The organism is Pseudomonas sp. AP3_22 TE3818 (genome assembly GCF_053628995.1).
In genome coordinates, this window is record NZ_JBRJHL010000001.1 from 5,920,673 (window position 1) to 5,946,175 (window position 25,503).

Below are 25,503 nucleotides of genomic sequence, written 5' to 3' on the forward strand. Positions count from 1 at the left end.
ACGGCATGCTCAAACCCGCGCTGCTCATCCTCGTTTGCCTGATCTTTCTCGGCCTGTCGCTGCGCCTGCTCTATAACGGTTTGCGCCAGAGCGGTACTGAACGGATTCTTGGACGCCTGAGCCATGGGCAACCGCAGCGGGTGGTGCAAAAAACGTCGTGGACCGGCCTTGAACGCGCCTTCCTGCGCGCCGGTCTCGGACGCCCCACCGAACGCCTTGGCCAATGGCTGGCATTCTGGATACTCGGGGTGCTGTCGGGCTTTGCCCTGGGTGGCTGGATCGGCGCACTGCTGTTGCTGGTGGTGCCGCCGGCGGTGGTGCGCCTGTTCGTCAGTTGGCGATATCAACGGCGTCTGAGTCGCATGATCGAACAGCTGCCGATGCTGCTCGACCATGCCGTGCGCAGCCTGAAGTCAGGGCGGACCCTGGCCGATGCCGTGCTCGGCGCCATCGATGCCGCCGAAGACCCGTTGAAAAACGCCATGGGCCGGATTCAACGCAATGTGCAATTGGGGGTCAGCCTGGCGGACGCCGCTTCGGACTTCGCCGAGCTGTACGAGAGAGATGAACTGCGCCTGTTCGCGCTGGGATTGAAGGTCAACCACCGCTACGGCGGCAACGCCAGTGAGGTGTTGGAAAACCTGATCAAGATGATCCGCGAACGCGAGCAGGCGGCCCGCCAATTGAAAGCCATGACCGGCGAAACCCGTATCACGGCAGTGGTCCTGGCCCTGTTGCCGGTGACAGTCGCCGGCTACTTTCTACTCACCAATCCAACCTATCTGCTGTCCATGTGGCACGACAGTTCGGGGCAAACCCTGTTGGCGAGCGCCTTCGGTTTGCAGGTGATCGGTTGCCTGGCGCTGTGGCGCATGTTGCGTAGCCTATGAATATGAAGATGCCCTTGCTGGTCAGTGCGCTGCTCCTGCTCGGGGCCGCCCTGTTGCTGTTCAGCGCCGTGCTGGATCAACAGCGACGCAAGCGCCAGGTGGCCCAGCGACTGGACGGCAAGGCGCCGAGTGATAGCCGCTTCAGCCAACTGCTGCATGCCTTGGGCGCCAGTCGCCTGGGGCAGCAGTCGATGAAAATGGACAACGAAACCCAGGCCCTGCTCAACCGCCTGGGCTGGCGTAGCGTACGTCAACGCTCGATGTTCGCCGCCTTGCAGGTGGGCGTGCCGGTGCTGGCACTGTCTTTGTGCCTGCTGATCCAGGGGCTGTTCTACCCGGAGGTGGCGAACCACTGGATCGCCCCGGTCTTCGCCACCGGCATCGGTTATCTGTTGCCAAAACGCTTGCTGGCCGCCGCCGCACTGCGTCGGCAAAAACAACTGGCCACAGAAGTATCGACCTTCATTGCGCTGCTGCGCATCCTCTTCGAATCCGGCATGGCGGTTGAGCAATCCCTGCGTGTGCTGAGCCAGGAGGGCAAGCAGTTGCTGCCAGCGCTGACCCATGAATTGCGCCTGATTCTGACTCGTGTCGATTCCGGCCTGGAATTGGGCGAAGAGCTGAACAAGAGCACCCGCTTACTCTCGGTAGACGAGTTCACCGACACCTGCGTGATCCTTCAACAGTTGATCCATCAAGGCGGCGGCGCGATGAAGTCTTTGCTGGCGCTCAAGCAGTTGCTCGATGACCGGCGCCTGACCCGCCTGCAGGAATACATCTCCAAGATGTCCGCGAAAATGTCCGTCGTGATGATGTTGTTTCTCTTTCCGGCGTTGTTGATCGTCCTGGCCGGCCCGGGCTTCACTGCCCTGTCCCGAGCCTTTGCTTCCTAGAGGAAACCTGATGAAAGCATTGATAGCCGGTTTGAGTCTGCTGCTGTTGAGCGGCTGCGCCAGCAACGGCCAGACACCCTGGAGCGCCCTCACCAGTACCGCCAGTTGCGGCAAGCTGAGCTCCGATGAGCAGCTGTCGATGAACCTGGCCGACGACATGGCCAGGGACGGCAAACTGCACGCCAGCCTGGCCAACCTGCAAAACCTGCCGGACAACCTCGCCGACGTACGCCTGCGCAAGGCCAAGGTCTATCGGCAGTTGGGCCGCAGCGAAGCCGAGCCGTTGTACCGCAGCCTGCTCGGCACCTGCCTGGCCGCCGAAGCCGAACATGGCCTGGGGCAACTCGCCGCCGCCAGTGGCGATAACGGCCAGGCCCAGGCTCACCTGCAACGGGCCGCACGACTGGCGCCCACCGACGAGAAAATCCGCAACGACCTGGGCGTGGTGTACCTCAATCAGTTGCGGGTCGAAGACGCCAAATTCGAATTCCTCACCGCCATCGAACTCAAGCAAAGCGATCAACTGGCGGCCGTGAATCTGGTGACCCTGCTGCTCTACCAGGACGACTGGAGTCGCGCCGCCGAACTGGTCAGCCGCGTCGGCCTGACCCCGGCCCAGGTCACCGAAGCCCAGGCCCGCGCCGAAAAACTCAAGACCCCGGCCCGACCCGGCCCGAGCATCGCCGCGCAAGTCGCCGCCGTCTCTCCATCGACCCTTCAATAGGGAGCGCACAGGATGAAACTGACCACCCTCTACTGCCTCGGCCTGCTGGCCCTGCCCCTCACCGCCCACGCCATCGACGCGGGCCCGGCCTCGCCGCAACAACAGGAAACCGAAGGCTGGCTGCAACTGCAGGCCCGCAACAAAGTCGCCTCCGACAAACCGCAAACCGCCAGCGCCACCGAGCGCGAACTGGCCATGCAGCGCTGGTTGAAAAGCTTCCAGCATGAGATCCCGCAATTCTGGGACCAGGACGCCGGAGGCAAGGTCTATAGCGGCGGGTCGGGGGGCGGATCGTGATCGCTGGCTGACCACTCATTGTGGCGAGGGTGCTTGCCCCCGTTCGGGTGCAAAGCACCCGCTAAACGGGCCAATGCGATGAGTCAGAAAAAACGCAATTCCCGGACCTGGGGCTGCTTCGCAACCCAACGGGACGGGACGGTGCGGCGATCCGACAAGCCCCCTCACCACAAAAGCTCCGGTGCTTAGTCTTGCGGATCGAGATTATCCAGTGCCCGGTTCACCGCCAGCTCCCCCAGCATGATCACCTGCGCGATCCCCAGCAGGGTGTTGCGCTGCGAGCCTTCGAGAAACCCCGCAAAATCACTCGCCATCACACTCGCCGATGCCAGCGATTCACAGGCATGGGCCAGCAGGGTCTCGGTGTCGATGTTCGGGGCGATGACGAACATTGTGCTGGGTTTGTGAGCGGTAGGTTGTTTGGGGGGATTGGGGGTGGGTTTGATCATCGTTGCTCCTCTGGGATGAAATGGAGCCACGTCCAAATTGCCGCGAAGCAAATTGGGGTGGCAGCTGTACGCGGGTTCGCGGACCGATCCCAGAGGCAGCTCGGCATACCCGAAGGTATCCCGCGCACAGTCGCCATGACACAGGACGACAGACACAAGAAAGTGTTGTCGTCAGGTGGAGTGATTATGCCTTAGGAATCGAGCCGCGACGCCCGGACGCTGAGTTTTCAGCGACCGACAAAGGCTAGAGATCGCGCTTCCGACGGACAACCTGAAAAGCGTGTCGGAGGTTTCCCAGGGATTTGAGGAAAACTACGCGGGAATGTGTCGGCTGGAAGGGCGTCATCGCTGGCAAGCCAGCTCCTACAGTTGGGTTGGGTATATCTGGAAGAAATGGGGCGGCTGGCAGGCCGCCATCGCCGGCAAGCCGGCTCCTACAGTTGATCGGGCTACCCCGACGCTTCTCACCACTCAACAGGCCGAGCGTTAGCTCGCCTGCAGCTCTTGATCTTGATCCACCCGCCCCCCTCGGCAGGCTGAGTGGAGGTGTTCATCCGGGGATGGGCGCGTAGCGCCGTTCGACGCAGTCGAACTCATTGCATGTAGGTCGAAGCGAAGCCGACCGGAGGGCAATGCCCCCGGATGAATACCGGAGCGAAGGAACCCCGAGCCTAAGCGAGGGGCCGTACGTAAGGGGCGAGACTTTTTGGTTACTTTTGGGGCGTTTGCCAAAAGTGACCCGCTGTAAGAGCGGAACCGTAAGTGGCCGTTACCGAAGAAATGGATATGTACACAAACCAAAAAATCAATGCGCCGAAACCCGCTGCCGCCCCCCCGAACCACTGGGCGACAAAGCCAACGCCAACTGCGTCCGATTATGCATATGCGTCAACCGCAACACCTGCGACACATACAACTTCACCGTGTTCTCGGTAATCCCCAACTCACAGGCAATCTGATAATTGGTCTGCCCCCTGCCCACCAACCGCGCCACTTCCAGTTGCCGCGGAGACAGCTGGTTGAAAATCGCCGGAACCTCCACCGCATCAGAATCGGCGACACCCCGGCCACCCGCGTCTGCCGCCTGCGGCCCACGTCGAACCTTGTCCAGGTCCTGGTACAGATCATCGAGCGACTCGGACAAATACTGCAGCTTCTGGTTCAAATGCCCCAACTGCAGGCTCTTGTGCCTCTCCTGCAAGGCCACTTCCTGCCGCTGCAAACCTTCGAACAACTCATTCAGATCGATCGGTTTCTGGTAATAGTCGGACACGCCAGCGCGCAGGGCCTTGATCACGTCCTGCTTGTCGGCACACCCGGTGAGCATGATCGCCTCGAACACCCGGTGCTTGCCCGACAGTCGTTGCAGCTCCTGCATCAGCTCGATGCCGTCCATGCCGGGCATGTGAAAGTCCAGCAACACCAGGCCGATATCGAGGTCTTCGCTGAAACGCTTGATCGCCTGATAGCCCGATTCACAGGGAACACAGCGGTAACCTTTGCCCTCCAGAAATTCGCAAAGCTCTTCAACGATCAATGGCGCATCGTCGACCACAAGGACTTTTACTGCCGAAATATACTTGCTCACGAGCAACTCCCTGTCAGGTCAAAGGTTGACCCGTCCCCCACCGACAGCCAGCGGCTGTACAACTTCTGTCTGAAAAGTAGACGTACTTCCCGGCTCTGTACATGCCAGGACCGACTAGTGGAGCCAGGCCAATGTCAGCATCAGCCCCGCCAGCACGAAGGGTGCAAATGGCTGCCTCTTTGACATTTCAGGCGCCATATAAAAAAGATGGGTTCTAAGCCCTTGACTCATATGAAGCCAGACTCTTGGCGCTAGCAGCAGCCAGAAAACACTGGCCAATCCGGCGCCCATAAACGTGCCGAGCACGTGCATACCGTCCGTCGCAAGACCCAGGGCGGCCATGAGTTTCACGTCCCCGCCGCCCATTCGCTTCATGGCGTAACCCGGTAGCGTGAAGCCCACGGCCAACAAAAAAGCCCAGCCGCCCTGTTGCGCTTCGGCCCCCAGCCAGGTCGTGCCGCTCCACAGCAACCACGCCAGGGCCAGGGCACCGGCGCCCAGGGTCAGGCCATTGGCGATGTGCCGTTGCCGGGCATCCTGTGCGGCGCAAAGCGCCAGCCAGATCAATAGGACAAAGCTCTGCATTCGGTAAAAAACGTCCGTTTTGGCTGAATGATTCTATGCTGACATTACTCAGTGTTGGTCAGGGTAGACGCACTCATGAAAGCCAGCCTCCCCCACAAACAAAAAGGCGCCGCCGCGATTGAATTCGCCCTGGTGTTCATCATTTTCTTTGGCGTGTTCTACGGCATCATCAGTTACAGCCTGCCGTTGCTGTTGATGCAATCATTCAACCAGTCGACCGCCGAAGCCGTGCGCCGCAGCGTGACGCTGGACCCGGCCACACCCGGTTACGATGCCGCGCTGATCAACCGCGCCACGACGGAACTGAGTACGCAATTGGCCTGGATTCCCGCGGCACTGAACTTCAATGTCGCCACCGATGCCACCACGACCTACACCAGCGGACTGCTGACCGTCGCCATTCATTACCCCTCGAATAAAATCAACGCGCTGATCCCGTTCCTGACCCTGCCTGGCGTCGGTCAGGTACCCAATTTGCCGGCCACCCTCACGGCCAGTGCGAGCCTGCAATTTTGAGTGCCGGGGACAAACTGTTCGGGCGCCTGCTCCACCGCCACCCGCCGCCCCCACCGGAGCTGCCGGAGGCACTGCGGGTGCCCAGCTTCGGTTTGCAGATGCAACTCAATGCCGATGGGCGTGTCGTTCAATTGAGCGGTCCGCTGCGCCACTTGCTGGCCCAGCACCCCCCCGGTGCACAGGCACCGCACCTGCTCGACTTTCTGTTGCCCCACAGCGGCCTCGTCATCGAAGGCGCGCCGGCGCAGTGGCAGGGACAAACCCTGGACCTGGACTTCTACAGTCTCAATGGTCCGCCCCTGCATTTGCGCGGCTGGGTGCAACCCTTGGCCGATGCCTGGTTGTTGCAGATGCTCGACATCGGCGACTTGCTGCTCGAGCGCCGCCAATCGCGCAACCGCGAGCAATGCCAGGTGCTGGCGCTGCAAATCGCCGAACAGTTGCGCCTGTGCAGCCTGACACGCCTGCCCGAGGTGCTGGGCGAACAACTGCAAAGCCTGGCCCAGCGCTTTCAGATCCCCTGCATTGCCCTGGCCTTGCTCGATGAGCAGGAACAGGGTTGGCAAATTCACCAGCACTACACGGCTTTCGATGCACCGCAGCTATGGCAAAACGACCAGCGCCTGGGCACGGGCCTGGACAGTTTGAGCGGCTTGGCCCCCCAGTACCTGACCTCGCGCGAACACCCGCGCCTGCAAGGCACGTTCGGCAATACCGATGGCTTCGCCGTGCCCTACCACGATGCGCAAGGGGTGGTCGCCTGGTTGCTGTGCGGTTTCTACACACCGCAACAACGCGCCCCCGATGTCACCGAACGCGACTGGCTGCAAATCACCGCCGCGCTCGCCAGCCCCTTGCTCGAACGCCTGCGCGAGCACCGGCATCACCTGCAACTGGAACGCCTGGAATCGCTGCAAGCGTTGCTGGGCACAGGCTGGTGGGAAGTTTTCAGCGACAGCAATGAAGTGCAGCTGGCACCTTCGCTGGCAACGACCCTGAACCTTGGAACGTCGCGTCTATCCGTACAGGACTGGCTCGACCAGGTGTATCCCGCCGACCGCGAAGAGCTGCGCATCCGCCTGCAGGACTTGCAGGCGTCGGGCATGCCGCTGCTGTTGTGCGTGCGCCTGTATCGCCCCGACGATGCCCTCGAACCCGTCTGGTACCGCGTGCAAGGCCAGGCGCTGGGCGTGGGCAAAAACCGTCGGCTGGTGGGTTTCATGCACGACATCAGCGACATCAAGAATCAGCAGCAGAGCGCCGCCGCCTCCCATGCACGCCTGGACAATCTGATCGCCAGCTCACCGGCGGTGATCTATGTACAGCGCTATGACGAAGGCGCCCTGCAACCGGTGTTCTTCAGCGACAGCCTGTTCCCGTTGCTCGGCTGGACCCTGGCCGACTGCACACCCGGAACGCTGGTGGAGCGGGTGCACCCCGACGACCGCCTGCAGTATTTCGAGCGCACGCGACTGTTGCTGCGTGAAGGCTCGGTGCGCGCCCGCTATCGGCTGCGCGACAGTCAGGGTGACTATCACTGGCTGCTCGATGAAGCGAAGTTGTTGCGCGACGACCTCGGCTTGCCGGTGGAAGCCGTGGGCCTGTGGCTGGACGTCACCGAAGCGACCCTGGCTGCCGAGCAGGTCAGGCAGAGTGAGGAACGCTACCGGATTCTGGTGGAAGACTCGCCAGCGATGATCTGCCGCTACCAGCCGGACCTGACCCTGACCTTCGGCAACCGCCCGCTGGCCAGCTATCTGGAATTGGCGCCCGAGCAATTGCCGGGAGTGAATCTGGGCAACTGGATGTCCGGGGAACAGCGCGAGGCATTCACCCGGCGGCTGAACCAGTTGAGCCCGGAGTTTCCAGTCAGCACCGCCGAGATCAACCTGCAACTGCCCGGGCGCGAACACGCCTGGTGGGTCTGGTCCGATCGCGGGGTGTTCGACGAACAGGGCCGGTTGCTGGAGGTCCAGGCCGTGGGGCGCGACAACACCGAGGTACGACGCTCGCAGCAGCAGCTCACACAAAGCGCGAAAATGGCCACCCTCGGCGAAATGGCCACCGGCCTGGCCCATGAGATCAACCAGCCGTTGAACGTGATGCGCATGGCCATCGTCAATGTCCTCAAGCGCCTCCACAACGGCGACGTACAGGTCGACTACCTGATCGACAAGCTCACCCGCATCGACACGCAAGTGCAGCGCGCCGCGCGGGTGGTGGACCACATGCGGGTGTTCGGCCGCCGCTCGGAAATCGAGCAGCAACCGTTCAACCCGGCCCAGGCCATCGAAGGCACGCTGGCGCTGTTGTCCGAAGGGATGCGCGGCAAAGGCGTCGACCTGCGCATCAGCGAGACCGGCTTTGAAGTGTTGGTGCGCGGCTACGTCGATCAGCTTGAGCAGGTGCTGATCAACCTGATGGTCAACGCCCGGGATGCATTGCTCGTCAAGCGCGAGACCAACCCCGATTTCAAACCGTGGATTTCGCTGTACGCCGAACGGGATACACACGCGGTACGCCTGTGGGTCGAGGACAACGGCGGCGGTATCGACCCGCGTTTGCTGGAGCGTATTTTCGAGCCGTTCTTCACCACCAAACCGGTGGGTGTCGGCACCGGGCTGGGGCTCTCGGTGAGTTACGGCATCGTCGAAAACATGGGCGGCAGACTGAGCGTCAGGAATTCCACTGAGGGTGCGCGGTTCTGCATCGAATTACCGATTGTGGTACCGGACTAGATCATCAGGGAGGGGCGTCCGGGCGGTTTGCAACTGAGATTGGCGCCGACATCGACCGTGTTCAGGCTGATCCCGAGGTTGGCCAGCAGGCCGTCGAGAATGGGGTCGACCAAGGGGCTGAGCAAGGCCTGGATCGCAGCGCCCAGCGTGCTTTGCACGCCGTTGAGGGTACCGGCCGCAACGACCAGCAAGTCCCCCAACAAACTCGACCCGGTCGGCTTGTAGGCCTCAACCTGTATCCCCCCCAACGTGCTTTTCAGGCTGTTGACGATGCCTTGCGTGCCCAGGCTATAGAGCAGCGGCGGCTGCTTGATATCCGGTGGTTGGTTGTACACGTGGTTGCTTTGGGTGCTGGCGACTGAAGTGTCGATTTTTACGCCAAGTCCACCGCCATAGAACGGAACCCGGGTGCTCTGGTCGCAAAACCCGAACACACAACTGACCTTGCCGATATCAATCAACGCCAGGGGCTGAACACTGACATCGGCCGAAGATGAAAACGCATTGGCGGTGTCGATCTTGCCGACTTTGAGTTTCACCAGCGACGTGTTGGTCTGGGTGGTCAGGGTTTTGCTGGCGTCGCTGACGCAGGTGTAAGCGGTGACATGGCTGTCGGCTGCGGCCACCTCCAGGGAAATGTCGATGGTTGGCGTGGGCAGGATCTTCAGATCGGTTTTGTCGCAAGAGCCGGTCAATGTGCAAAGCAGCGAACTCAGCGTACCGGCCAGGTTCAAGTGCAACAGATTATTCAACGAATCCGTCAGCCCGCTGACCAATGCGTTGCTGGTGATGGCGTTGGCCAGACCACTGATACCGGAGAGCACCGGCAAATTGAGCGACAGCACCGTGCGCACCTGGGCGGTGCGCACGTAAATCCGGTTGGGATCATTGAGCTGGCCAGTGACCAGCGCCGGGTTGCCAATGGCCGACAACTGCGGTGGCTGGATGACTTTGACCTTGACCTCGCCATTGACCAGCCCCGGAATGTTCAACGGGATCTTGGCGACGGCGACATTCTGGCTATTGGCCAACTGGATGAAGGCCTCGACCAACTGAAACACCTGCAAATTGGTATTGAGAGCCGACGACGCCGCGCCCGTTTGCAGTTGCAGTAATTGCCCCAGAACAATCGACGTACTGCCCGCTGCCACCTTCAGACCGGTCAGGCCGCTGACCGCCCCGCTGGTGCTCGTGCCACCGGCCTGAAGTACCGTGATGGCAGAGTCCAGCAGTTGAGTCAGGGCGATGTTTTTACTCAGCAGCGTGGTGTAGTCCCCGGCGGTGACGTGAGCATCAATGGCCAGTTGATTGAGATAACCGAGCAGGCTGATCTGCGTATCAACCAGCCCCTGCCACCCGGCAGCACTCAGGTTCAGGCTGCCACCGAGCATCTGCCCCAGCAGCAGGTTCAAGGCCGCTGATTGGCTGGAGTCGACCACCAGCGCCGTACTGCCGATGGTCAACATCGCCAGGGGTGGAAGGACCGCCGGCGCACTGACAGCCGTCGCCGTCAGTTGGGTGGTCAGGCTGACGGGGCCGGGGCCCATCAGCGCATAGATACCCGCCGCCACGCTGGTCGGCACGGTGTGGGTGACGATCACCCGGACCGCGTCTTTTTTACTGGCATCGACCCCAAAGGTCCGAAGGTTGTTGGCCCCCGTCTGCAATGTGCCGCAGGTGGTGTTCAGGGTCATGCTGTCGGCGGCGTCGTAGCCGTTGCGAGTGGCGCTGGCCTGGGCATAAGTCGCCGCAGTGGCCGCCGGCACCAGGCAATCGCCGTTGCGAGTGACCGCTTCCAGCGCCGCCACGTCGGCGATGCGCTGCAACTTGCGTTGTTCCAGGTACAACCTGCCGGTATCGACCACCAGCAACATGAAACCCAGAGCCATCGTCAGGGTCAACGCAGCCATCAAGCCGATCGCGCCCCGTTGCCGGGCCGGGCCGCGAAACTGCATGCGGGGAGACATGGCGCACTCCTTTGCCGGCGCACGGCCGGGCGCGACCTCCGTTGATGAAAAGCAGTGTAGACAAGGGTTGCCGAGAATGCTGGCAACTCGCCAGCGCAGGCAATAAAAAAAGGGTCTTCACGCACTCCCGGAAAACTGTAGGAGCCGGCTTGCCGGCGATGGACTCAAGTGCGCCACGTTTGTACAGCTCACACGAGTTATCGTTAACGACCATCGCTGCGATGCGGCGACCCGACAAGCCAGCTCCTGCATGAGACTGCGTCCGGGTCGAAAATGAAGTGACTTCCAAACCAGTGAAAGCCCCATAAAAAACCCCTGTGAGGCACAGGGGTTTTTTATGGGCTGGATGATTCTAGGAGGCATGCGGTGGATAGTTGGCCAATATCCGCGTGACTGTTTCCAGGATGGCATCACGACGATCCGACGGGTTCGGTGTGCGGCTGAGTATCTGTTCGTCACTGCCACGCCACACCAGTTTGCCGTCCTTGCCGTCGAGCAGGTCGATCTGGATGGTCGCTACCTTGTAGCTGACATTACGGGTTTCGTTGTACATGGGCGCGCCATAGTAGCCATACCACGGGTACCCCCACCCGCCGCCGTAGTTGGTGGTCACCTGCTGTTGCCGCTCTTCGACAATCAGGTAGGCCTGCACATTCAAGTCACCCTTGGCACCCGCGGCGGCCGGGCGCAGACCGCGCTGGTCCAGTTGATCGGCAACCGCCTGACGGATGCGCTGGCCGGTCAGGTCGCTCTTGATCCGTGGATCATCGGGACGATATTGCACGGCGGGTTCTTTCCACGCCCAGCTGCGATAGGCAGCAAAATCGCGGCTGGCGTCGAAGTCATGATTGACCTGGTTGGCGGCGCAGGCACTGAGCAGCGCAACCATGGCCAGTAGAAGGAAACGGCGGAACATGATGGTTCTCCTGCGAAATGCTTCTTATCTACAGAAGCTAACTGGGAGGATACGCCGACATCGCCTTTTCCACAGCCTCCCGTATGGCATCGGCGCGCTCGCTTTCGCTGCCCCGGTTGCCGGTTTCAGCGCTGGAGCTCCAAATCGGCTGACCGCTTTTGGCGTCAAACAGGTCCACCTGAACCACCACGACCTGCTCCTGATAGGTACGGATGATCGGCACGGTGGCGTATCCACCATATCCAGGGCCGTAGCCGTTATAGCCGCCATAACCGCCGCCGTAATAGTCGTCCTGAACCTGGCGCAAGCGGGTTTCCAGGCGCAGGTCGGCGCTGACAAACAGGTCGGCCGGGCGATTGTCGTGCAACGGGCGCAAGCCGCGCTGGTCCAGCGCATTGCTGACCGCTTCGGCAACCTGCGCCGAATCCGCCCAGGCCGTACCCGGTGGCAGGTGCCCGTCGAGCCAGGCCCAACTGCGGTAGCGCCCATAGTCACGGGGTGCTGCCGGATAAGCGCTGCGGTCGAAGGTCTTGGCGGCCTGGGGCGGTGCCGGCGGCAAGGGGTTGGACGTGGCGACATAGGGATTGCTGCCCTGACAGGCCGCCAGCCCCAGGCAGAACAGCAGTACACCTGAATGACTTTTCATTGCGAGCTCCGATCAGACAGGCCGACAGATCCAGTGCAAGTAACGCCCAAGCCCGGCAAAGCTTGGATGACGGCGGTGGGCCAGTTCCATTTCCAACAGGTCCACCAGCTCGGCGCGGGCCTGGAATTCCACCGGCATGTAATCGTGAAAAACCCGCACACCACTCTGGGTTTCGACCCGCCACAGACCTTCAAGTTGCGCCGCCAGTTCGCGCGGATCAAGGGGCTGTTGCGGGGTCAGGCTCTGTTTTTCACCGGCCATGTCGTTCTTGCGCATCTTGCGGAAATGGCCCTTGAGCAAGTTGCGGTAAATCAGCGCATCGCGGTTGTAGAACGCCAGGGACAGCCAGCCGTCCGCCTTGGTCAGTTGATGCAGCACCGGCAGGATGGCGTGGGGTTCGGCCAGCCATTCCAGCACGGCGTGGCACAGCACCAGGTCGTAGGGTTCGGTGAGTTGCCCGAGCAGTTCCTGCCAGGGTGCCTGAATGAAGGTGGCGCTCTGCCCGGCTTCGGCAAAACGTTGGCGGGCGCCTTCGAGCATCGGTTCGGCAGGTTCGGCGAGGGTCACCTGATGGCCGCGCTGGGCCAGCCACAACGACATGTGGCCAAGGCCGGCGCCGATGTCCAGCACGCGCAGCGGGCGGTCGGGCAAGGTTTCGGCCAGATCGGCCTGCAACACCGCCAGACGGATCGCCCCTTTGGCACCGCCGTAGATTTTTTCGGCGAAGCGGGTCGCCAGTTGATCGAAATGACGGTCGCTCATCAGCTGAACCTCCGCTCGCTGTCCGCCAGCTTGCTGCGCACCACGGCCTCCATGTCCAGGCCCAGCTCGCTGCACAACAGCAACAGATAAAGCACGATGTCACCGACTTCCTGCCCGGCGTGGGCGAGTTTGTCCGCCGGCAACTGGCGTGACTGGTCTTCGCTCAGCCACTGGAAAATCTCCACCAGCTCGGACATTTCCACGCTCGCGGCCATGGCGAGGTTTTTCGGACTGTGAAATTGCCGCCAGTCATTGCGGTCACGGATGGCGTGCAGGCGTTCGGTCAGTTCAACAAGGTTCATCGGGCTCTCCTGAAGGCGTATAGCTTCAGGGGGATCACAGGTGAAGGCAAGTGACAAAGATTGAGCGGTTGGCATTGTTTTTTTGTGGGAGCGGGCTTGCTCGCGAAGGCGGCGGTATATCTAGCATTGATGTGTCTGAACCACCGCTTTCGCGAGCAAGTAGGATCGCCGCACCGCCGCTCCCACAGGTACTGCGCAACGCTCTATGCTTGTGGGAACTCGGCAGCATGATCGACAGCCCAAGGCTCAATTCTCTTTAATCAGGACGCTCACTCCATGCAGGTAGAAGGTTTTTTCGAATGGCTCGGCCAGGTACTCGGCTCGATCATCCGCTTCATCGTTGATGGCCTCAGTGGGCTGTTCAATCTGTTGAGCAACGCCAGCAGCAATTTTGTCGAAGGCTTGTCCAGAGCGCTGGGCATGGATACCTCGGTCGTCAGCATCGTGACCTTGATCCTCGGGCTGATCCTGCTGTGGACGGCGATCCGCGCGTTTCTCAATGCGTCGTTCATCATGGGGATCATCTGGTTGATGCTGGGGCTTTGGCTGCTCAGCTGGATCATTCACTGACCCCAGCAATTCCTGTAGGAGCCGGCTTGCCGGCGAAGGCGTCCTCCAATATTGCATCGCACTTGCGGACGCCTTCGCTGGCAAGCCAGCTCCTACATTGGAGCGCGGCATATCCGGAATGTACCGCTACAATGCCCGCTCCCCCAAGGAGCCTGCATGCCCAACCTGACCGCCGACTGGCGCGACCGCCCTACCCATCGCCGGGTCTGGGCACTCGCCGCGCCGATGATTCTTTCGAACATTTCCGTACCGCTGGTGGCACTGGTCGACAGCACCGTCATCGGTCACCTGCCCCACGCCCATCAACTCGGCGCCGTCGCGGTCGGGGCCAGTCTGTATACCTTCCTTGCCTGGGCCATGGGTTTTCTGCGCATGGGATCCACCGGGTTCGCCGCCCAGGCGGCCGGGCGCGGGGATGGTGCGGCCTTGCGGCAGATTCTGTTGCAAGGCCTGTTGCTCGCCTTCGGCCTGGCCCTGGTCCTGGGGGCTGTGGGTGTGCCGTTGAGCACAGTGGCGCTGCACTTCATGCAACCGTCGGCGGAGCTCGATCATCTGACCCGCGAGTTTTTCCACACCCGTTTGTTCGGGCTGCCCGCGGCGCTGGCCAGTTATGCACTGGTCGGGTGGTTTCTCGGCACTCAGAATGCCCGGGCGCCGCTGGCGATTTTGCTGAGTACCAACCTGATCAATATCGCCCTGAACCTGTGGTTCGTCCTCGGTCTCGAATGGGGCGTGGTCGGTGCGGCCCGGGCCTCGGTGATTGCCGAATGGACGGGGGCGCTGATCGGCTTGCTGATGACCCGCCAGGCCCTGCGCGCCTATCCCGGGCATATCGTCTGGGCGGCATTGGCGCTGTGGCACAGTTGGCGGCCATTGCTGGCGGTCAACCGCGACATCTTCATCCGCAGCCTGGCGCTGCAATCGGTGTTTTTCCTGATCACGGTGCAGGGCACGCGGCTGGGCGACGCCACGGTCGCGGCCAATGCCCTGCTGCTCAACGGTTTGCTGCTGACCGCCCACGCCCTTGATGGCCTGGCCCACGCCGTCGAAGCGCTATGCGGGCATGCCCTCGGCGCCCGCGACCGCGATGCCCTGCGTCGTTCATTGGTGGTGGCGGGCGGCTGGTCGTTGCTGGCGAGCCTGGGCTTTGCCGCGCTGTTTCTGTTCGCCGGGCATTTGTTCATCGAGATGCAGACCGACATTCAAAGTGTGCGCGACACCGCGTTCATCTACCTGCCCTACCTCGCCGTACTGCCGCTGATTGCCGTCTGGAGCTACCTGCTCGACGGCCTTTTCATCGGCGCCACCCGCGCCAGGGAAATGCGCAACGGCATGGTGCTGACCGTGGTGCTGGTGCTGCCTTTCGGCTGGGCACTGCAAGGCTGGGGCAACCATGGCCTGTGGATAACCTTTTTGTTGTTCATGCTGCTGCGCAGCCTGACCCTCGGCGTGATCGCCTGGCGCCTGCGCCGTCACGATGGCTGGTTTGCCGGCAGCACTCACTGAGCGGATCGAGCTCATGGCCAGGGGCGGTCGTTCTGCCACAGGCGACGCAGGCTTTCGAAGCGCTCCTGCTGCGTCCTGCCCGGCAATGGCTGCACGGGCACGGCATCGGGATACTGCAAACGTAGCCATATCCAGCCATCAAGCACCGGGCGCTCGCTGAAACCCAGCGCCAGCCCTTCCTGCACATGGGCCCACAGGCGAGAGAAATCGGCCCCCGTGGATTGGTTCCAGCGCCAGGCATGTTGTTCGAGCAGGCAGGTTTGCAGTTTTCCCTGTTGCCCGGCACTTAGGCTCTCCTCGACGGCCAACGGGCTGACCGCCAGCCCGGGGTTGGACAAGCGCTGCCACCCCTCACATCCCGTTGCGCGATCTGCCCAGCTGCCGCCGAACCAACGCAACTGCTGGATCGGCCCTAGCCAGCGACTCAGTTCAGCGGCATCGCAAGCATCGAAAAAATAGCTGGCCGTGATCGGGTTGTAGTAGTTCAAAAGGGCCCGGTGCAAGCCAAGCGTAACCGTGAGCATGCGCCGTAAATGCGCCAGCAACGATGCAGCGCCGGCCTCGCTGACCATCAGCAATCCGGGCCAGCGTTGGCCGTCGACGATGCACAGATCGGCCAGTGCCGGGCAGGTGCGCAGATCGACCAGGACCGGCCCCTGCTCACGCAGCGCATGCCACTCCGTACCTTCGAACAACCCGGACCAGCGGGCTTGTGCAAACATCTGCCGAAGCGTGACACCCGCCTGCGGCGTGCCCGGCACATCCAGCAACAACCACTGCGGGGGCGCCTCGGGCGTGCGTGTGACGATCATGCTCCAGCGCTCTGGCCAAGCTGCGTCGCCAGACGACAGGTGCACAACGCCTGTGCGCAATGATTGAAACTGCCGCCGCCGGGCAGCAGGCACAGCATCAGCAGCGGCTCTGCCGAGTGCAACCATTGCTCCAGGCCCTCATCAGGGGTGCAAATGGCCTGGGGGATGTCGGCGCTCGTCTCCTCGATCGTTGCCGGCGCATGCAGCACCCCTGTTATCTGCGGCTGGTCGGGATCACCTTCGATGAAACTCACGACCAGCTCGGTTCCTTCGCGCAATGGCGAGTACGTCTCGGCCTGCAACGGCCCGGCCAATGGCAGCCAACAGTGACTGGGCGCTGCCCCTTCGCCCTGATAGAGCCAGTCGAATTGCACCGGGACCGGCCTTGCCGGATCGGGGGCTTGCTCATCGACCTCCACGACCCACGCCCGCTGCAGGCTGTGCATCCGTGGTTTGCTCATCGCGCAGGGCGGCTCGAAGCGGGCCGGCCATTGCAGGGCACGGGCCTGGTTGTGGTACAGCGTCGCCGTATCCTGGCGGCCCCAATGTTCAACGTGGGTCACCAGCCAGAGCCGATTGCAATCGGCAACCGGATGACCGGACAGCGGCATCACCCGACCGCTGCGCAAGGTCGCCAGGTCTGTCCGGCATTCGACACATTGCGCCTTTGTCGCAGCGCTACGCAGGCGTTCGAGCTGCCGCACTCCCGGCCGATCGCCCTCGCAGCGCAAAACCGCAGGCTCTGCGGTTCGAAAATGTTGCTGATCGTCGCTGAACACCACGCAGTGCCCCCCGACCCGGTTTTCGAAGTGGTAATGCAGTCCTTCCTGGGCGCACAGTCGCTGGACAAATTGCAGGTCCGACTCTCGATATTGCGTGCAGAAATCCCGGGGCGGGTGGTCGCCGCTCAGTGCCAGGCGTCGATCTTTACCGGTAATGCCGTGCTCCCTGAGCACCTGATCGAGGATTTGCGGCACCGAACGGGCGCTGAAAATTCGTTGGCTGAAGCGCTGGGCCAGACAAGCCAGCCCTGGTCCCAGGCGCGCCTGGCAGAGTCGGGGCCCCGAGGCATGATCACGCTGGACGAGTTCATTCAATTGCCCATGCACATGGTTTCCGGCTGGCCCGAAATGCAAGGAGGCCGGGCGGTACAGCAAACTGGCAAGGTCAAGCACCGGGTCATCGATCAGCAGCTCCAGGTCGAACACGAACGGCTCGCTGATGGCTTCTCTACCGGTAAAGGCCAGGACCTCAAAGGCGTCGGGCAAACCTGCAACATCCAGACGAAATGGCGGTTCGCTGACTGGATTGAACATCGGCGTTTCTCTACGGGAGGGGCGGCCGGGGATTCTCGCTGAGAGACATGGCCGAGTAGAGTGCCGAAATACAAATTAGGAAATAACCTACGCGAAAAGAAGACCAAATGCGTTGGGTAGTCGAAAAGGCAGGGAGTTTCCTGTGGAATAGAAGAATTGCCGCACCAGGTCATCTGAAATTTCCGAGGCAAAAGGAAAATTTTCAGACAACCTGATGAGCGTGGTGCTTACCTCAGGAAGACAGGTAAGACGAACGGGTCAGCCCCAGACGCAAGGCATCGAGGAACTGTGTGCGCTCGGTGGCGCTGATGCGGGCACTGGCGCACTTGTCGCGGTAGTGAGTCATCAACTCCTCCGGAGACAAGTGCACGTAACGCAGCATGTCTTCGATGGTGTCGTGGGTTTCGATACCGGCGTGGTACACGCTGCCGTCGGCGTTCTGGTAGATGTTCACCGAGTCGGTGTCACCGAACAGGTTGTGCATGTCGCCAAGAATTTCCTGGTAGGCACCGACCAGGAACACACCCAGCAAGTAGTCTTCACCTTCGTTCAGCGCGTGCACCGGCAAACTGGTTTCGATGCTCTGCTCGTCGACGTACTGGTTGATCTTGCCGTCGGAGTCACAGGTCAGGTCCTGCAGTACCGCACGACGCAGTGGCTCTTCGTCGAGGCGGTGCAGCGGAATGATCGGCAGGACCTGGTCGATGGCCCAGGTGTCCGGCAGGCTCTGGAACACCGAGAAGTTGCAGATGTACTTGTCGGCCAGTTTGTCGTTGAGTTCGTCCAGCACCTGACGGTGGGAACGCTGGCGCGCCTTCAGCGAGTTGTGCAGGCGACGGCACACCGCGAAGTAGCATTGTTCGGCCAGGGCTTTTTCGGCCAGGGTCAGCTTGCCGTCGGCGTACTGGGAGGCAACATCGCTCATGTAGTGCGTGGCGCGCCAGTAGGTTTCGGTGACCATCTCGATGTCGGTCGGGCCGAGCAGATCGACCAGCCATTGCACGGTTTCCGGCAGCGCTTCCTTGTTCTCGATCTGCGGCACGTCGTCGTTGTGCTTCTCGACGTCGGTCACCTGGATCACCAGCATGGCGTGGTGCGCGGTCAGGGAACGGCCGCTTTCGGAGAAGATGTTCGGGTGCGGCAGGCTCTGCGCATCGCAGAATTCCTTGAGCATCCCGACCACGACGCCGGCGTAATCGTCCATGTCGTAGTTGATCGAACTGGCGTTACGCGAGTGCGTGCCGTCGTAGTCCACGCCCAGGCCGCCACCGACATCGATGTGGTCCACCGGCAGGCCGAGGTTGCGCAACTCGCCGTAGTAACGGATCGCTTCCTTGAAGCCGTGCTGGTAGTCCGCCAGGTTGGCGATCTGCGAGCCCATGTGGAAGTGCAGCAGGCGAATGCCCTGGTCCAGGCCGGCCGCGCGGAAACGCTCGACCACCGACAACAGTTGCGCCGCCGACAAGCCGAACTTGGATTTCTCGCCGCCGGTGTCTGCCCACTTGCTCGATGCCAGGGACGACAGGCGCACCCGCAGGCCGACCTGAGGCTTGACCTTGAGCGAGGTCGCTTCTTCGATCACCAGGCCGACTTCGGATTCTTTCTCGATCACGATGAACACGTTGTGGCCGAGCTTCTGGCCCATCAGCGCCAGGCGGATGAACTCACGGTCCTTGTAACCGTTGCAGACGATGGTGCCGCCCTTCGGCGCCAGTGCCAGCACCGCCAGCAGTTCGGGCTTGGACCCGGCTTCCAGACCGATGGAAACGTTCTGGGTGGCGATGATGTTTTCAATCACCGCCTCCTGCTGGTTCACCTTGATCGGATACAGCGCGGTGTACTTGCTCTGGTATTCCAGACGCTCGATGTTGGCATCGAACGCGCCCGTCAGCTGACGCACGCGGTCTTGCAGAATGTCCGGGAAACGGACCAGCAACGGCAAGGACAGGCCGCTTTTACGCAGCTGGTCGACTTGCTCGAACAGGTCGATAGGCGAGCTGCTCGGACCGTTCGGACGAACTTCGACGCGACCGGCGTCATTGATCGCGAAATACCCGGCCCCCCAATGGCGAATCCCGTAAACACTGCGGCTGTCCGCAACTGTCCATTGGCTGCCATCGTCTTTGCGTGTGCGTCGTACGGACATCGAAGTCCCCTATAAAGAAGTCATAGTGCGTCGCCTGGGTTCAGGCCGGCGCAGTCTAAAGAATGAAAATGACGGTTCGTCAACGAGGCAATAGACCCCGTCGACCGCGGTGAGTTTAGAAACCGGTCATGAACAGGCTCTGTGAAAACCATGTGGACGGCGCCAGGCCTGAATGCCATCAGGACCGGGTCAAGCCGAGGGTGGTTTTCACAGAGGCTGCTAGCCGCCGGACTTCTTCGCCTTGAAACCGAGCTTGATCAGTTCTGCCAAGAGTAGCTCGACATGATCGCCCTGGATTTCGATGACACCGTCTTTCAACGCCCCACCGGTACCGCAACGCTTCTTCAACGTCGTGGCCAGTTCCTTGAGCGCCTCTTCAGCCAATGGCACGCCGGTGATGGTGGTCACCGTCTTGCCGCCACGGCCCTTGCTTTCGCGACGCACGCGCGCAATGCCGTCGCCGGCCGGGATAACGGTCTGTTTGCAGATGCAGGCGTCCACCGGTTTACTGCATTCCGGGCAATGACGACCTGCGTCGGTGGAAAATACCAGGCCGCCCAGGGCGGCGAAGGATGCGGCTTTTTTGGCCACCGGCAATCCTCTTCGGAGGACAAAGACTGGTCGCAGCACTTGGGAAGGCTATCGACCGCGAAGCCCCACTCAGGCAGGGGCAGCGCTACTGAAACGGCAGAGCTTTTTCGAAACACGCTAACGTCCATCGGACAAAGCGCGTCTTCTCTGTAGGAGCGAGCTTGCTCGCGATGAACTCAAGGACGACGCGTTCATTCTGGATGCCCGCGTTATCGTTGACGTCCATCGCGAGCAAGCTCGCTCCTACAGTTACAGCGATACCGTTACAGTTTGAAAAGGTCGCGCAGTGTAACGGCAAAAACGCCGATTGCTAAGAGCCAATCAGCGCCAATTTATAGCTGTTTTGCGACGTTGCGTTGTTGAGCCTTCAGATAGCGCTTCAACGCCGCCAGAGAGTCCGGGCAGTAAGGCTTTTGCTCGATCTCCAGCATGACCTGATCAATGGGGATAAAGCGTGCTTCGAGCACCTCTTCCGGTTGCAGGACCAACGGGCCGTCCCACACCGCCGAGAACGCCGAGCACCACAGGCGATTGCCCGTGTCCTCGAAGAAGAAATGGTCATGGGCGGTCAGTTCCACGCCACTCACGCCCAGTTCTTCTTCCAGTTCCCGGGCCGCCGATTCGGCGTAGGTTTCAGTGGCGAGCACCATGCCCCCCGCTGCCACGTCCCAGTAACCGGGATAGATCGCCTTGCTCAGGGTGCGGCGATGCACGCACAGCTCGCCAGCGGAATTGAACAACATGATGTAGGTACCGCGCCCGATCAGCCCGCGCTCGCGCAAATCGGAACGGACCAGGGCGCCCAGCAGGTTGTCCTGCTCGTCGACCCAGGCGATCTGTTCGGCATCGGAAGCCGCACGGTGGGCGGCTTCCCTGGTGTTTTCGACCATGACTCAGCCCTGATTGAGCAGTTGACGCAAATCGATCACCGCCGCGTTGGCCCGGGAAATGTAGTTGGCCATGACCAGCGAGTGGTTGGCCAGTACGCCGAAGCCACTGCCGTTAAGGATCATCGGGCTCCATACCGGCTCCTGCGAGGCTTCCAGCTCACGAATGATCTGGCGCACGCTGACCGTGGCGTTTTTCTTGGCCAGCACATCGGCGAAGTCGACTTCGATGGCGCGCAACAGGTGCGACAGCGCCCAGGCCTGGCCGCGGGCTTCGTAGAACACGTTGTCGATCTGCATCCACGGCGTTTCGACGATTTCCTCGTCGACCTGCGGCACTTCGCCCGGTGCCACGACTTCGGTTTTCAATGCGGTATTGAGCTTGACCCGACCCACACTGGCCGAAAGCCGTTGCGACAGCGAACCCAGGCGGGTACCGACATCACCCAGCCAGTTGTTCAGGTTGTCGGCACGGGCATAGAACAGCGCGCTTTTCTGGTTCGGATCGGACAGGCGCGCCTGATAGCGACTCAGGGAGTTGATGCCTTCCTGGTACTCGGACTCACTGGACGGCAGCACCCAGCTCTTGTTGTCGAAGTTGAAACGCGGCTCGGCCTTGGCCAGGTCGGCGTCTTCGGCGGATTGCGACTGTGAACGGGCGAAGTCTTTGCGCAACGCCCGGCTCAGGTCGCGGACCTGCACCAGCACGCCATATTCCCAGCTCGGCATGTTGTCCATCCACAGGCCTGGCGGGAAACGGTCGTTGGATATATAGCCGCCCGGCTTGGTCAGCAAGGTGCCGGCGACGGTCTTGAGGGTTTCCACCGTGGTGTAGCCGACGACCATCTGCTTGCCTTCTTTCTCGGCCGCCAGTTGTGCGGTTTGCTGGACCGGGAAGAGCGCCGGCTCCTGGCTCCAGTACCAGCCCAGGACACACGCCACCAACAGGTAGATGCCCAGCAGCGTGGCCAGCGCCCGGCTGAACAACAGACCACCCAGGTAACTGCGGGCCTCCGACTTCGGTTCAGCGGTACGTTCAGGCGCACTGCCTGTGCGGTTCTTCCAGTCCAGCATGGCGATATCCTTTCAATCTCTTGAGTTCAACGGTTCGACCACAACCATACAACAACGTGCCTTGGCCCGGCACCCGCCATTGCATCAATGGGGGAAATTACCGGGCTTGTGGATGAAAAGTGTTCCTGGTCTCCCGACGATGCTACGACCTTCAAAATCCGGCTAGTGCCCTGAACGACCGCCTAAGGGAATCCCCTACCCCCAAAACCGAAAAAAACGGGCCACTGCACACTGGCTGGAAAATCATGAATCTCCCAATGCCGGTCACCCTCCAATCGCCGCCCCACGCCCACCAAGTGCCCTGAATAAAGCACTTCACCCCCGCACACCGCGACTTTAAAGGCTAAAACCCGACTACCCGGTCACAAACTGAATGAGGTCGCATTGCAGATTATTGACGTACAGCACTCATGTAATGGGAAAGTGATGCTAGCATAGAGCCACCAGTCGACCTCAGTGTGCACCCTAACTAGTAGTCAGGATATGACCGAGCCAGAAGACCCGAGCCGCGAGCGCCTCAAGCACCACTTTGCCCAGCGGGTAATTCATCAGGCTCGTCAGATTCTTGAGATATGGCAGCGCCTGCAACGCAGCGAGTGGTCCACCGCCGACCTGTCGGAACTCAGCGAGGCCAATCTGCGCCTGCTGCGTTTCGCCGAGCGCTTCGAGCAACCGGAACACACGCAACTGGCGCGTCATATCGGTCAATCCCTGGAGGCGGTCGATGCCAACCGCGGACGCCTGAGCAGCGGTCTGATCACCGACCTCAACCGCTTGATGCAGCGCCTGTCACGCACCGGCCTGCGCCATGGCGACCAACTCGATCAAACCTTCCTGCCGCCACTGCGCAAGCCCATCTATGTGATGCTGCAGGATCACGACCGCGCCGAGCGCCTGGCCAAACAACTGGAATTCTTCGGGCTCAGCGCCCAGTCCCTGGACAGCGTAGACGCGTTTCGCTCATCGATGGTCGAGCGCTTGCCGGCGGCGATTGTCATGGACGTGGACTTCAGCGGCCCCGGCGTCGGCCTGAAACTGGCCGCCGAAGCCCAGGAAGGCCTGGACCATCGCTTGCCGCTGCTGTTCTTCAGCCTGCACGAAACCGACACACCGACCCGCCTCGCCGCCGTGCGTGCCGGAGGCCAGGAGTTCCTCACCGGCACCCTCGAAGCGTCGAGCCTGCTGGAGAAAATCGAAGTCCTGACCTGCGTCGCCCAGTACGAACCTTATAAAGTGTTGATCATCGACGACTCCCGCGCCCAGGCCCTGCACACCGAGCGCCTGCTCAACAGTGCCGGGATCGTCACCCGGACGTTGATCGAGCCGATCCAGGCCATGGCCGAACTGGCAGACTTCCAGCCGGACCTGATCATCCTCGACATGTACATGCCGGCCTGCACCGGTACGGAACTGGCCAAGGTGATCCGTCACAACGACCGTTATGTCAGCGTGCCGATCATTTACCTGTCGGCCGAAGACGACCTGGACAAGCAACTCGACGCCATGAGCGAGGGCGGCGATGACTTCCTGACCAAACCGATCAAGCCCCGGCACCTGATCACCACCGTGCGCAACCGCGCAGCAAGGGCCCGCAACCTCAAGGCACGGATGGTCCGCGACAGCCTCACCGGCCTGTACAATCACACGCACATCCTGCAATTGCTCGAAGACTGCTCGTTCCGCGCCCGCCGCGAGAACAAGCCGCTGAGCTTTGCCATGCTCGACATCGACCACTTCAAACGGGTCAACGACAGCCACGGCCACCCCATGGGCGACCGGGTGATCAAGAGCCTGGCGCTGTTTCTCAAGCAACGCCTGCGCAAAACCGACTTCATCGGCCGCTACGGTGGAGAAGAGTTCGCCATCGTCATGCCGGACACCGATATCGAAGCGGCCTACAACGTGCTCGATGAAATCCGTCAGCGTTTTGCCGAGATTCACTACCCCGCTCAGCCCCAGGACCTGTGGTGCACCTTCAGTGCCGGGGTGGTGGAATTATGCGAAAGCTCCGACAGCCTGATGATGGCCAGCCTGGCAGACGAGGCGCTGTACCGCGCCAAGGGCGGCGGACGCAATCGCGTACAGGCCGCTCGTACATCAAAGCAAAGTGCCACTTTTTCATCGGAATCGACCGATACAGTCATAACCCTGTAACAGAAACGCAATAACTTCAGGCGCTTACCATTTCTGTCGTTGGTAGTCCGTAATGCGCCTGAAGCTGCTGACCAATCTCAATACCCTCCTTTTGGTGGCCGTGTGCGTGGCCCTCGGCGCCACGCTGTGGTGGTCGCAAAAAGCCCTTGAGCGTCCGTATCTATTAATGGAGCGCTACCTGGGCCTGTCGCAGCAGTTTCAGAATGAAGTCGCCCGCAGCGTCGAGGACTACCTTGGCAGCGGCGATGCCCTGCGCCTGAGCAGTGCCGCCCAAGGCATCGACAGCCTGCAAAAACAACTCGGCGAATTGCCACCCGCCCTGGCCGAGACCTTGCGCCCGAGCCTGTCGACCCTTGAAGAGTTCAGCAAGACCGACCTGCTGGCAGCCGGCAAACTGGCCGGCGATCCGCAGGCACTGCTGCTGCAGGCCGAACGGGAACTGGGCGCCAGTCTCGATCAGCTCAGCCAGTACGCCAGTGGCAATGCCGCCTATCTGACACCGCTGCTCAGCGCATCGCAGCACCTGGGCAAGCTGTCCCTGGCGCGGGAAAAGCTGGTCAGCAGCGGCCGCAGCGAGCTGGCCGCCGACGTCGAACGCGAAGTGACCAACATCCGCACCCAGGCGGAAAAACTCGATACCCTGCCATTGCTGGGCGTGACCTCCAGCAGCGAATCGAACACCGATGATTTCGCCGCGATGATGGGCCTTGAGAACAAGGAAAAAACCGTCGCCGAAGATGCCGGTGTCGGCCTCAAGCGTGAGCTCAACAGCCTGCTCACCCGCTACCCGGCCGAGCTCGCGCGCACCCGTGATCAAATCGGCAAACGCGCTGAACTGAGTACCGCGACTCACCTGAAAATCGCCGACGTGCAACAGGCCATTGCCGGGCTGGAGCCGGTGGTACGCGCCCAGCACGGGCAGATCCAGGGTGAAGTGCGACTAATGCAAGGCGTGATGATCGGCTTGATCCTGTTGATCGCGCTGCTGATCGACACCCTGCAGCGCAAACTGGCCCGGACCCTGACCAACCTCGCCCCGGCCCTGTCGACCTGGGCCGAAGGCAACTTCAGCCGCGACATTCAACTGGGCAACACCAACCGTGAACTGCATGACATTGAAGCCTCGCTCAACCGCCTGCGCGCTTATCTGGTGGACCTGGTGGGGACCATTCGC

24 protein-coding genes are annotated in these 25,503 nt (G+C 61.5%); 10 read left to right on the top strand and 14 right to left on the bottom strand.

The genetic code is table 11. The features are described from left to right. Nucleotides 1-5 precede the first annotated feature (5 nt). From AB7M25_RS26965 to AB7M25_RS26980, 4 genes are read left to right on the top strand one after another with little or no spacing between them, the layout of a single operon-like run. Entirely contained in the window at nucleotides 6-890 is an 885-nt protein-coding gene (locus AB7M25_RS26965; protein ID WP_429382366.1) for a type II secretion system F family protein, read from the top strand. Between the two features lie 2 nt (nucleotides 891-892). After that, nucleotides 893-1,783 (top strand): type II secretion system F family protein, encoded by an 891-nt coding sequence (locus AB7M25_RS26970; protein ID WP_429518829.1) that lies wholly within the window; start codon nucleotides 893-895, stop codon nucleotides 1,781-1,783. A gap of 10 nt (nucleotides 1,784-1,793) precedes the next feature. Beyond that, nucleotides 1,794-2,507, top strand: coding sequence for a tetratricopeptide repeat protein (locus AB7M25_RS26975; RefSeq protein WP_429518804.1), 714 nt, complete (start codon nucleotides 1,794-1,796; stop codon nucleotides 2,505-2,507). Between the two features lie 12 nt (nucleotides 2,508-2,519). After that, complete coding sequence (locus tag AB7M25_RS26980; protein WP_429382370.1) at nucleotides 2,520-2,804, top strand: DUF3613 domain-containing protein; 285 nt, start codon at nucleotides 2,520-2,522, stop codon at nucleotides 2,802-2,804. A 185-nt stretch (nucleotides 2,805-2,989) separates the two neighbouring features. Here AB7M25_RS26980 and AB7M25_RS26985 read toward each other — a convergent pair whose 3' ends face one another. Further along, a complete protein-coding gene (locus tag AB7M25_RS26985) occupies nucleotides 2,990-3,253 on the bottom strand; it encodes a DUF6124 family protein (protein WP_104451479.1) in 264 nt (87 codons plus the stop codon). 322 nt (nucleotides 3,254-3,575) lie between these two features. On the opposite strand from AB7M25_RS26985, the gene AB7M25_RS26990 reads away from it, so the two are divergent. After that, entirely contained in the window at nucleotides 3,576-3,743 is a 168-nt protein-coding gene (locus tag AB7M25_RS26990) for a hypothetical protein (protein ID WP_429397587.1), read from the top strand. Nucleotides 3,744-4,058: 315 nt separating this feature from the next. Here AB7M25_RS26990 and AB7M25_RS26995 read toward each other — a convergent pair whose 3' ends face one another. After that, on the bottom strand, nucleotides 4,059-4,841 hold the full coding sequence (locus AB7M25_RS26995; RefSeq protein WP_429382372.1) for a response regulator transcription factor: 783 nt from the start codon (nucleotides 4,839-4,841) through the stop codon (nucleotides 4,059-4,061). Nucleotides 4,842-4,955: 114 nt separating this feature from the next. Beyond that, on the bottom strand, nucleotides 4,956-5,426 hold the full coding sequence (locus tag AB7M25_RS27000; RefSeq protein WP_429382374.1) for a prepilin peptidase: 471 nt from the start codon (nucleotides 5,424-5,426) through the stop codon (nucleotides 4,956-4,958). A gap of 75 nt (nucleotides 5,427-5,501) precedes the next feature. On the opposite strand from AB7M25_RS27000, the gene AB7M25_RS27005 reads away from it, so the two are divergent. Both AB7M25_RS27005 and AB7M25_RS27010 read left to right on the top strand, forming a co-directional pair. Further along, on the top strand, nucleotides 5,502-5,942 hold the full coding sequence (locus AB7M25_RS27005; RefSeq protein ID WP_454238212.1) for a TadE/TadG family type IV pilus assembly protein: 441 nt from the start codon (nucleotides 5,502-5,504) through the stop codon (nucleotides 5,940-5,942). Next, on the top strand, nucleotides 5,939-8,680 hold the full coding sequence (locus tag AB7M25_RS27010) for an ATP-binding protein (protein ID WP_454238213.1): 2,742 nt from the start codon (nucleotides 5,939-5,941) through the stop codon (nucleotides 8,678-8,680). Before AB7M25_RS27005 ends, AB7M25_RS27010 begins: the two co-directional genes overlap by 4 nt. Here AB7M25_RS27010 and AB7M25_RS27015 read toward each other — a convergent pair. From AB7M25_RS27015 to AB7M25_RS27035, 5 genes are all read right to left on the bottom strand, one after another. Further along, nucleotides 8,677-10,647 carry a pilus assembly protein TadG-related protein gene (locus AB7M25_RS27015; RefSeq protein WP_454238214.1) on the bottom strand — a complete coding sequence of 657 codons (1,971 nt, stop codon included), beginning with the start codon at nucleotides 10,645-10,647 and terminating at the stop codon, nucleotides 8,677-8,679. The genes AB7M25_RS27010 and AB7M25_RS27015 overlap by 4 nt on opposite strands. Nucleotides 10,648-10,999: 352 nt before the next feature. Next, nucleotides 11,000-11,563: a DUF4136 domain-containing protein gene (locus tag AB7M25_RS27020; protein ID WP_454238215.1), complete on the bottom strand. Its 564-nt coding sequence runs from the start codon at nucleotides 11,561-11,563 to the stop codon at nucleotides 11,000-11,002. A gap of 37 nt (nucleotides 11,564-11,600) precedes the next feature. Then, a complete protein-coding gene (locus tag AB7M25_RS27025; protein ID WP_429561327.1) occupies nucleotides 11,601-12,209 on the bottom strand; it encodes a DUF4136 domain-containing protein in 609 nt (202 codons plus the stop codon). Between the two features lie 12 nt (nucleotides 12,210-12,221). Continuing rightward, a complete protein-coding gene (locus AB7M25_RS27030; RefSeq protein WP_429382386.1) occupies nucleotides 12,222-12,971 on the bottom strand; it encodes a methyltransferase domain-containing protein in 750 nt (249 codons plus the stop codon). Continuing rightward, entirely contained in the window at nucleotides 12,971-13,273 is a 303-nt protein-coding gene (locus AB7M25_RS27035) for a MazG-like family protein (protein WP_126049043.1), read from the bottom strand. Before AB7M25_RS27035 ends, AB7M25_RS27030 begins: the two co-directional genes overlap by 1 nt. Nucleotides 13,274-13,549: 276 nt before the next feature. Here AB7M25_RS27035 and AB7M25_RS27040 point away from each other — a divergent pair, with 276 nt between their 5' ends. Together AB7M25_RS27040 and AB7M25_RS27045 are read left to right on the top strand one after the other, a co-directional pair. Next, entirely contained in the window at nucleotides 13,550-13,843 is a 294-nt protein-coding gene (locus AB7M25_RS27040; protein WP_429382388.1) for a hypothetical protein, read from the top strand. 156 nt (nucleotides 13,844-13,999) lie between these two features. After that, on the top strand, nucleotides 14,000-15,349 hold the full coding sequence (locus tag AB7M25_RS27045; RefSeq protein WP_454238216.1) for an MATE family efflux transporter: 1,350 nt from the start codon (nucleotides 14,000-14,002) through the stop codon (nucleotides 15,347-15,349). Nucleotides 15,350-15,360: 11 nt separating this feature from the next. On the opposite strand, the gene AB7M25_RS27050 is transcribed toward AB7M25_RS27045, so the two are convergent. The 6 genes from AB7M25_RS27050 to AB7M25_RS27075 all read right to left on the bottom strand — a co-directional run bounded on the left by AB7M25_RS27050 (nucleotide 15,361) and on the right by AB7M25_RS27075 (nucleotide 22,175). After that, nucleotides 15,361-16,161, bottom strand: coding sequence for a DUF4123 domain-containing protein (locus tag AB7M25_RS27050; protein ID WP_429518809.1), 801 nt, complete (start codon nucleotides 16,159-16,161; stop codon nucleotides 15,361-15,363). Next, nucleotides 16,158-17,477, bottom strand: a complete 1,320-nt coding sequence (locus AB7M25_RS27055) for a type VI secretion system Vgr family protein (RefSeq protein ID WP_454238217.1) — start codon at nucleotides 17,475-17,477, stop codon at nucleotides 16,158-16,160. Before AB7M25_RS27055 ends, AB7M25_RS27050 begins: the two co-directional genes overlap by 4 nt. A 232-nt stretch (nucleotides 17,478-17,709) precedes the next feature. Continuing rightward, nucleotides 17,710-19,623 (bottom strand): arginine decarboxylase, encoded by a 1,914-nt coding sequence (gene speA / locus AB7M25_RS27060; protein ID WP_007971353.1) that lies wholly within the window; start codon nucleotides 19,621-19,623, stop codon nucleotides 17,710-17,712. Between the two features lie 219 nt (nucleotides 19,624-19,842). Beyond that, complete coding sequence (locus AB7M25_RS27065; RefSeq protein ID WP_102700472.1) at nucleotides 19,843-20,214, bottom strand: translation initiation factor Sui1; 372 nt, start codon at nucleotides 20,212-20,214, stop codon at nucleotides 19,843-19,845. Between the two features lie 332 nt (nucleotides 20,215-20,546). Then, a complete protein-coding gene (locus AB7M25_RS27070) occupies nucleotides 20,547-21,104 on the bottom strand; it encodes an NUDIX hydrolase (protein WP_429561329.1) in 558 nt (185 codons plus the stop codon). Nucleotides 21,105-21,107: 3 nt separating this feature from the next. Then, the gene (locus AB7M25_RS27075; protein WP_104451492.1) at nucleotides 21,108-22,175 is read right to left on the bottom strand and encodes a DUF2333 family protein; all 1,068 of its coding nucleotides are present in this window, start codon (nucleotides 22,173-22,175) and stop codon (nucleotides 21,108-21,110) included. Between the two features lie 483 nt (nucleotides 22,176-22,658). Between AB7M25_RS27075 and gcbA the strand changes: the two genes are divergently transcribed. Next, the gene (gene gcbA, locus AB7M25_RS27080) at nucleotides 22,659-24,329 is read left to right on the top strand and encodes a diguanylate cyclase GcbA (RefSeq protein WP_102700469.1); all 1,671 of its coding nucleotides are present in this window, start codon (nucleotides 22,659-22,661) and stop codon (nucleotides 24,327-24,329) included. Nucleotides 24,330-25,503: the final 1,174 nt, after the last annotated feature.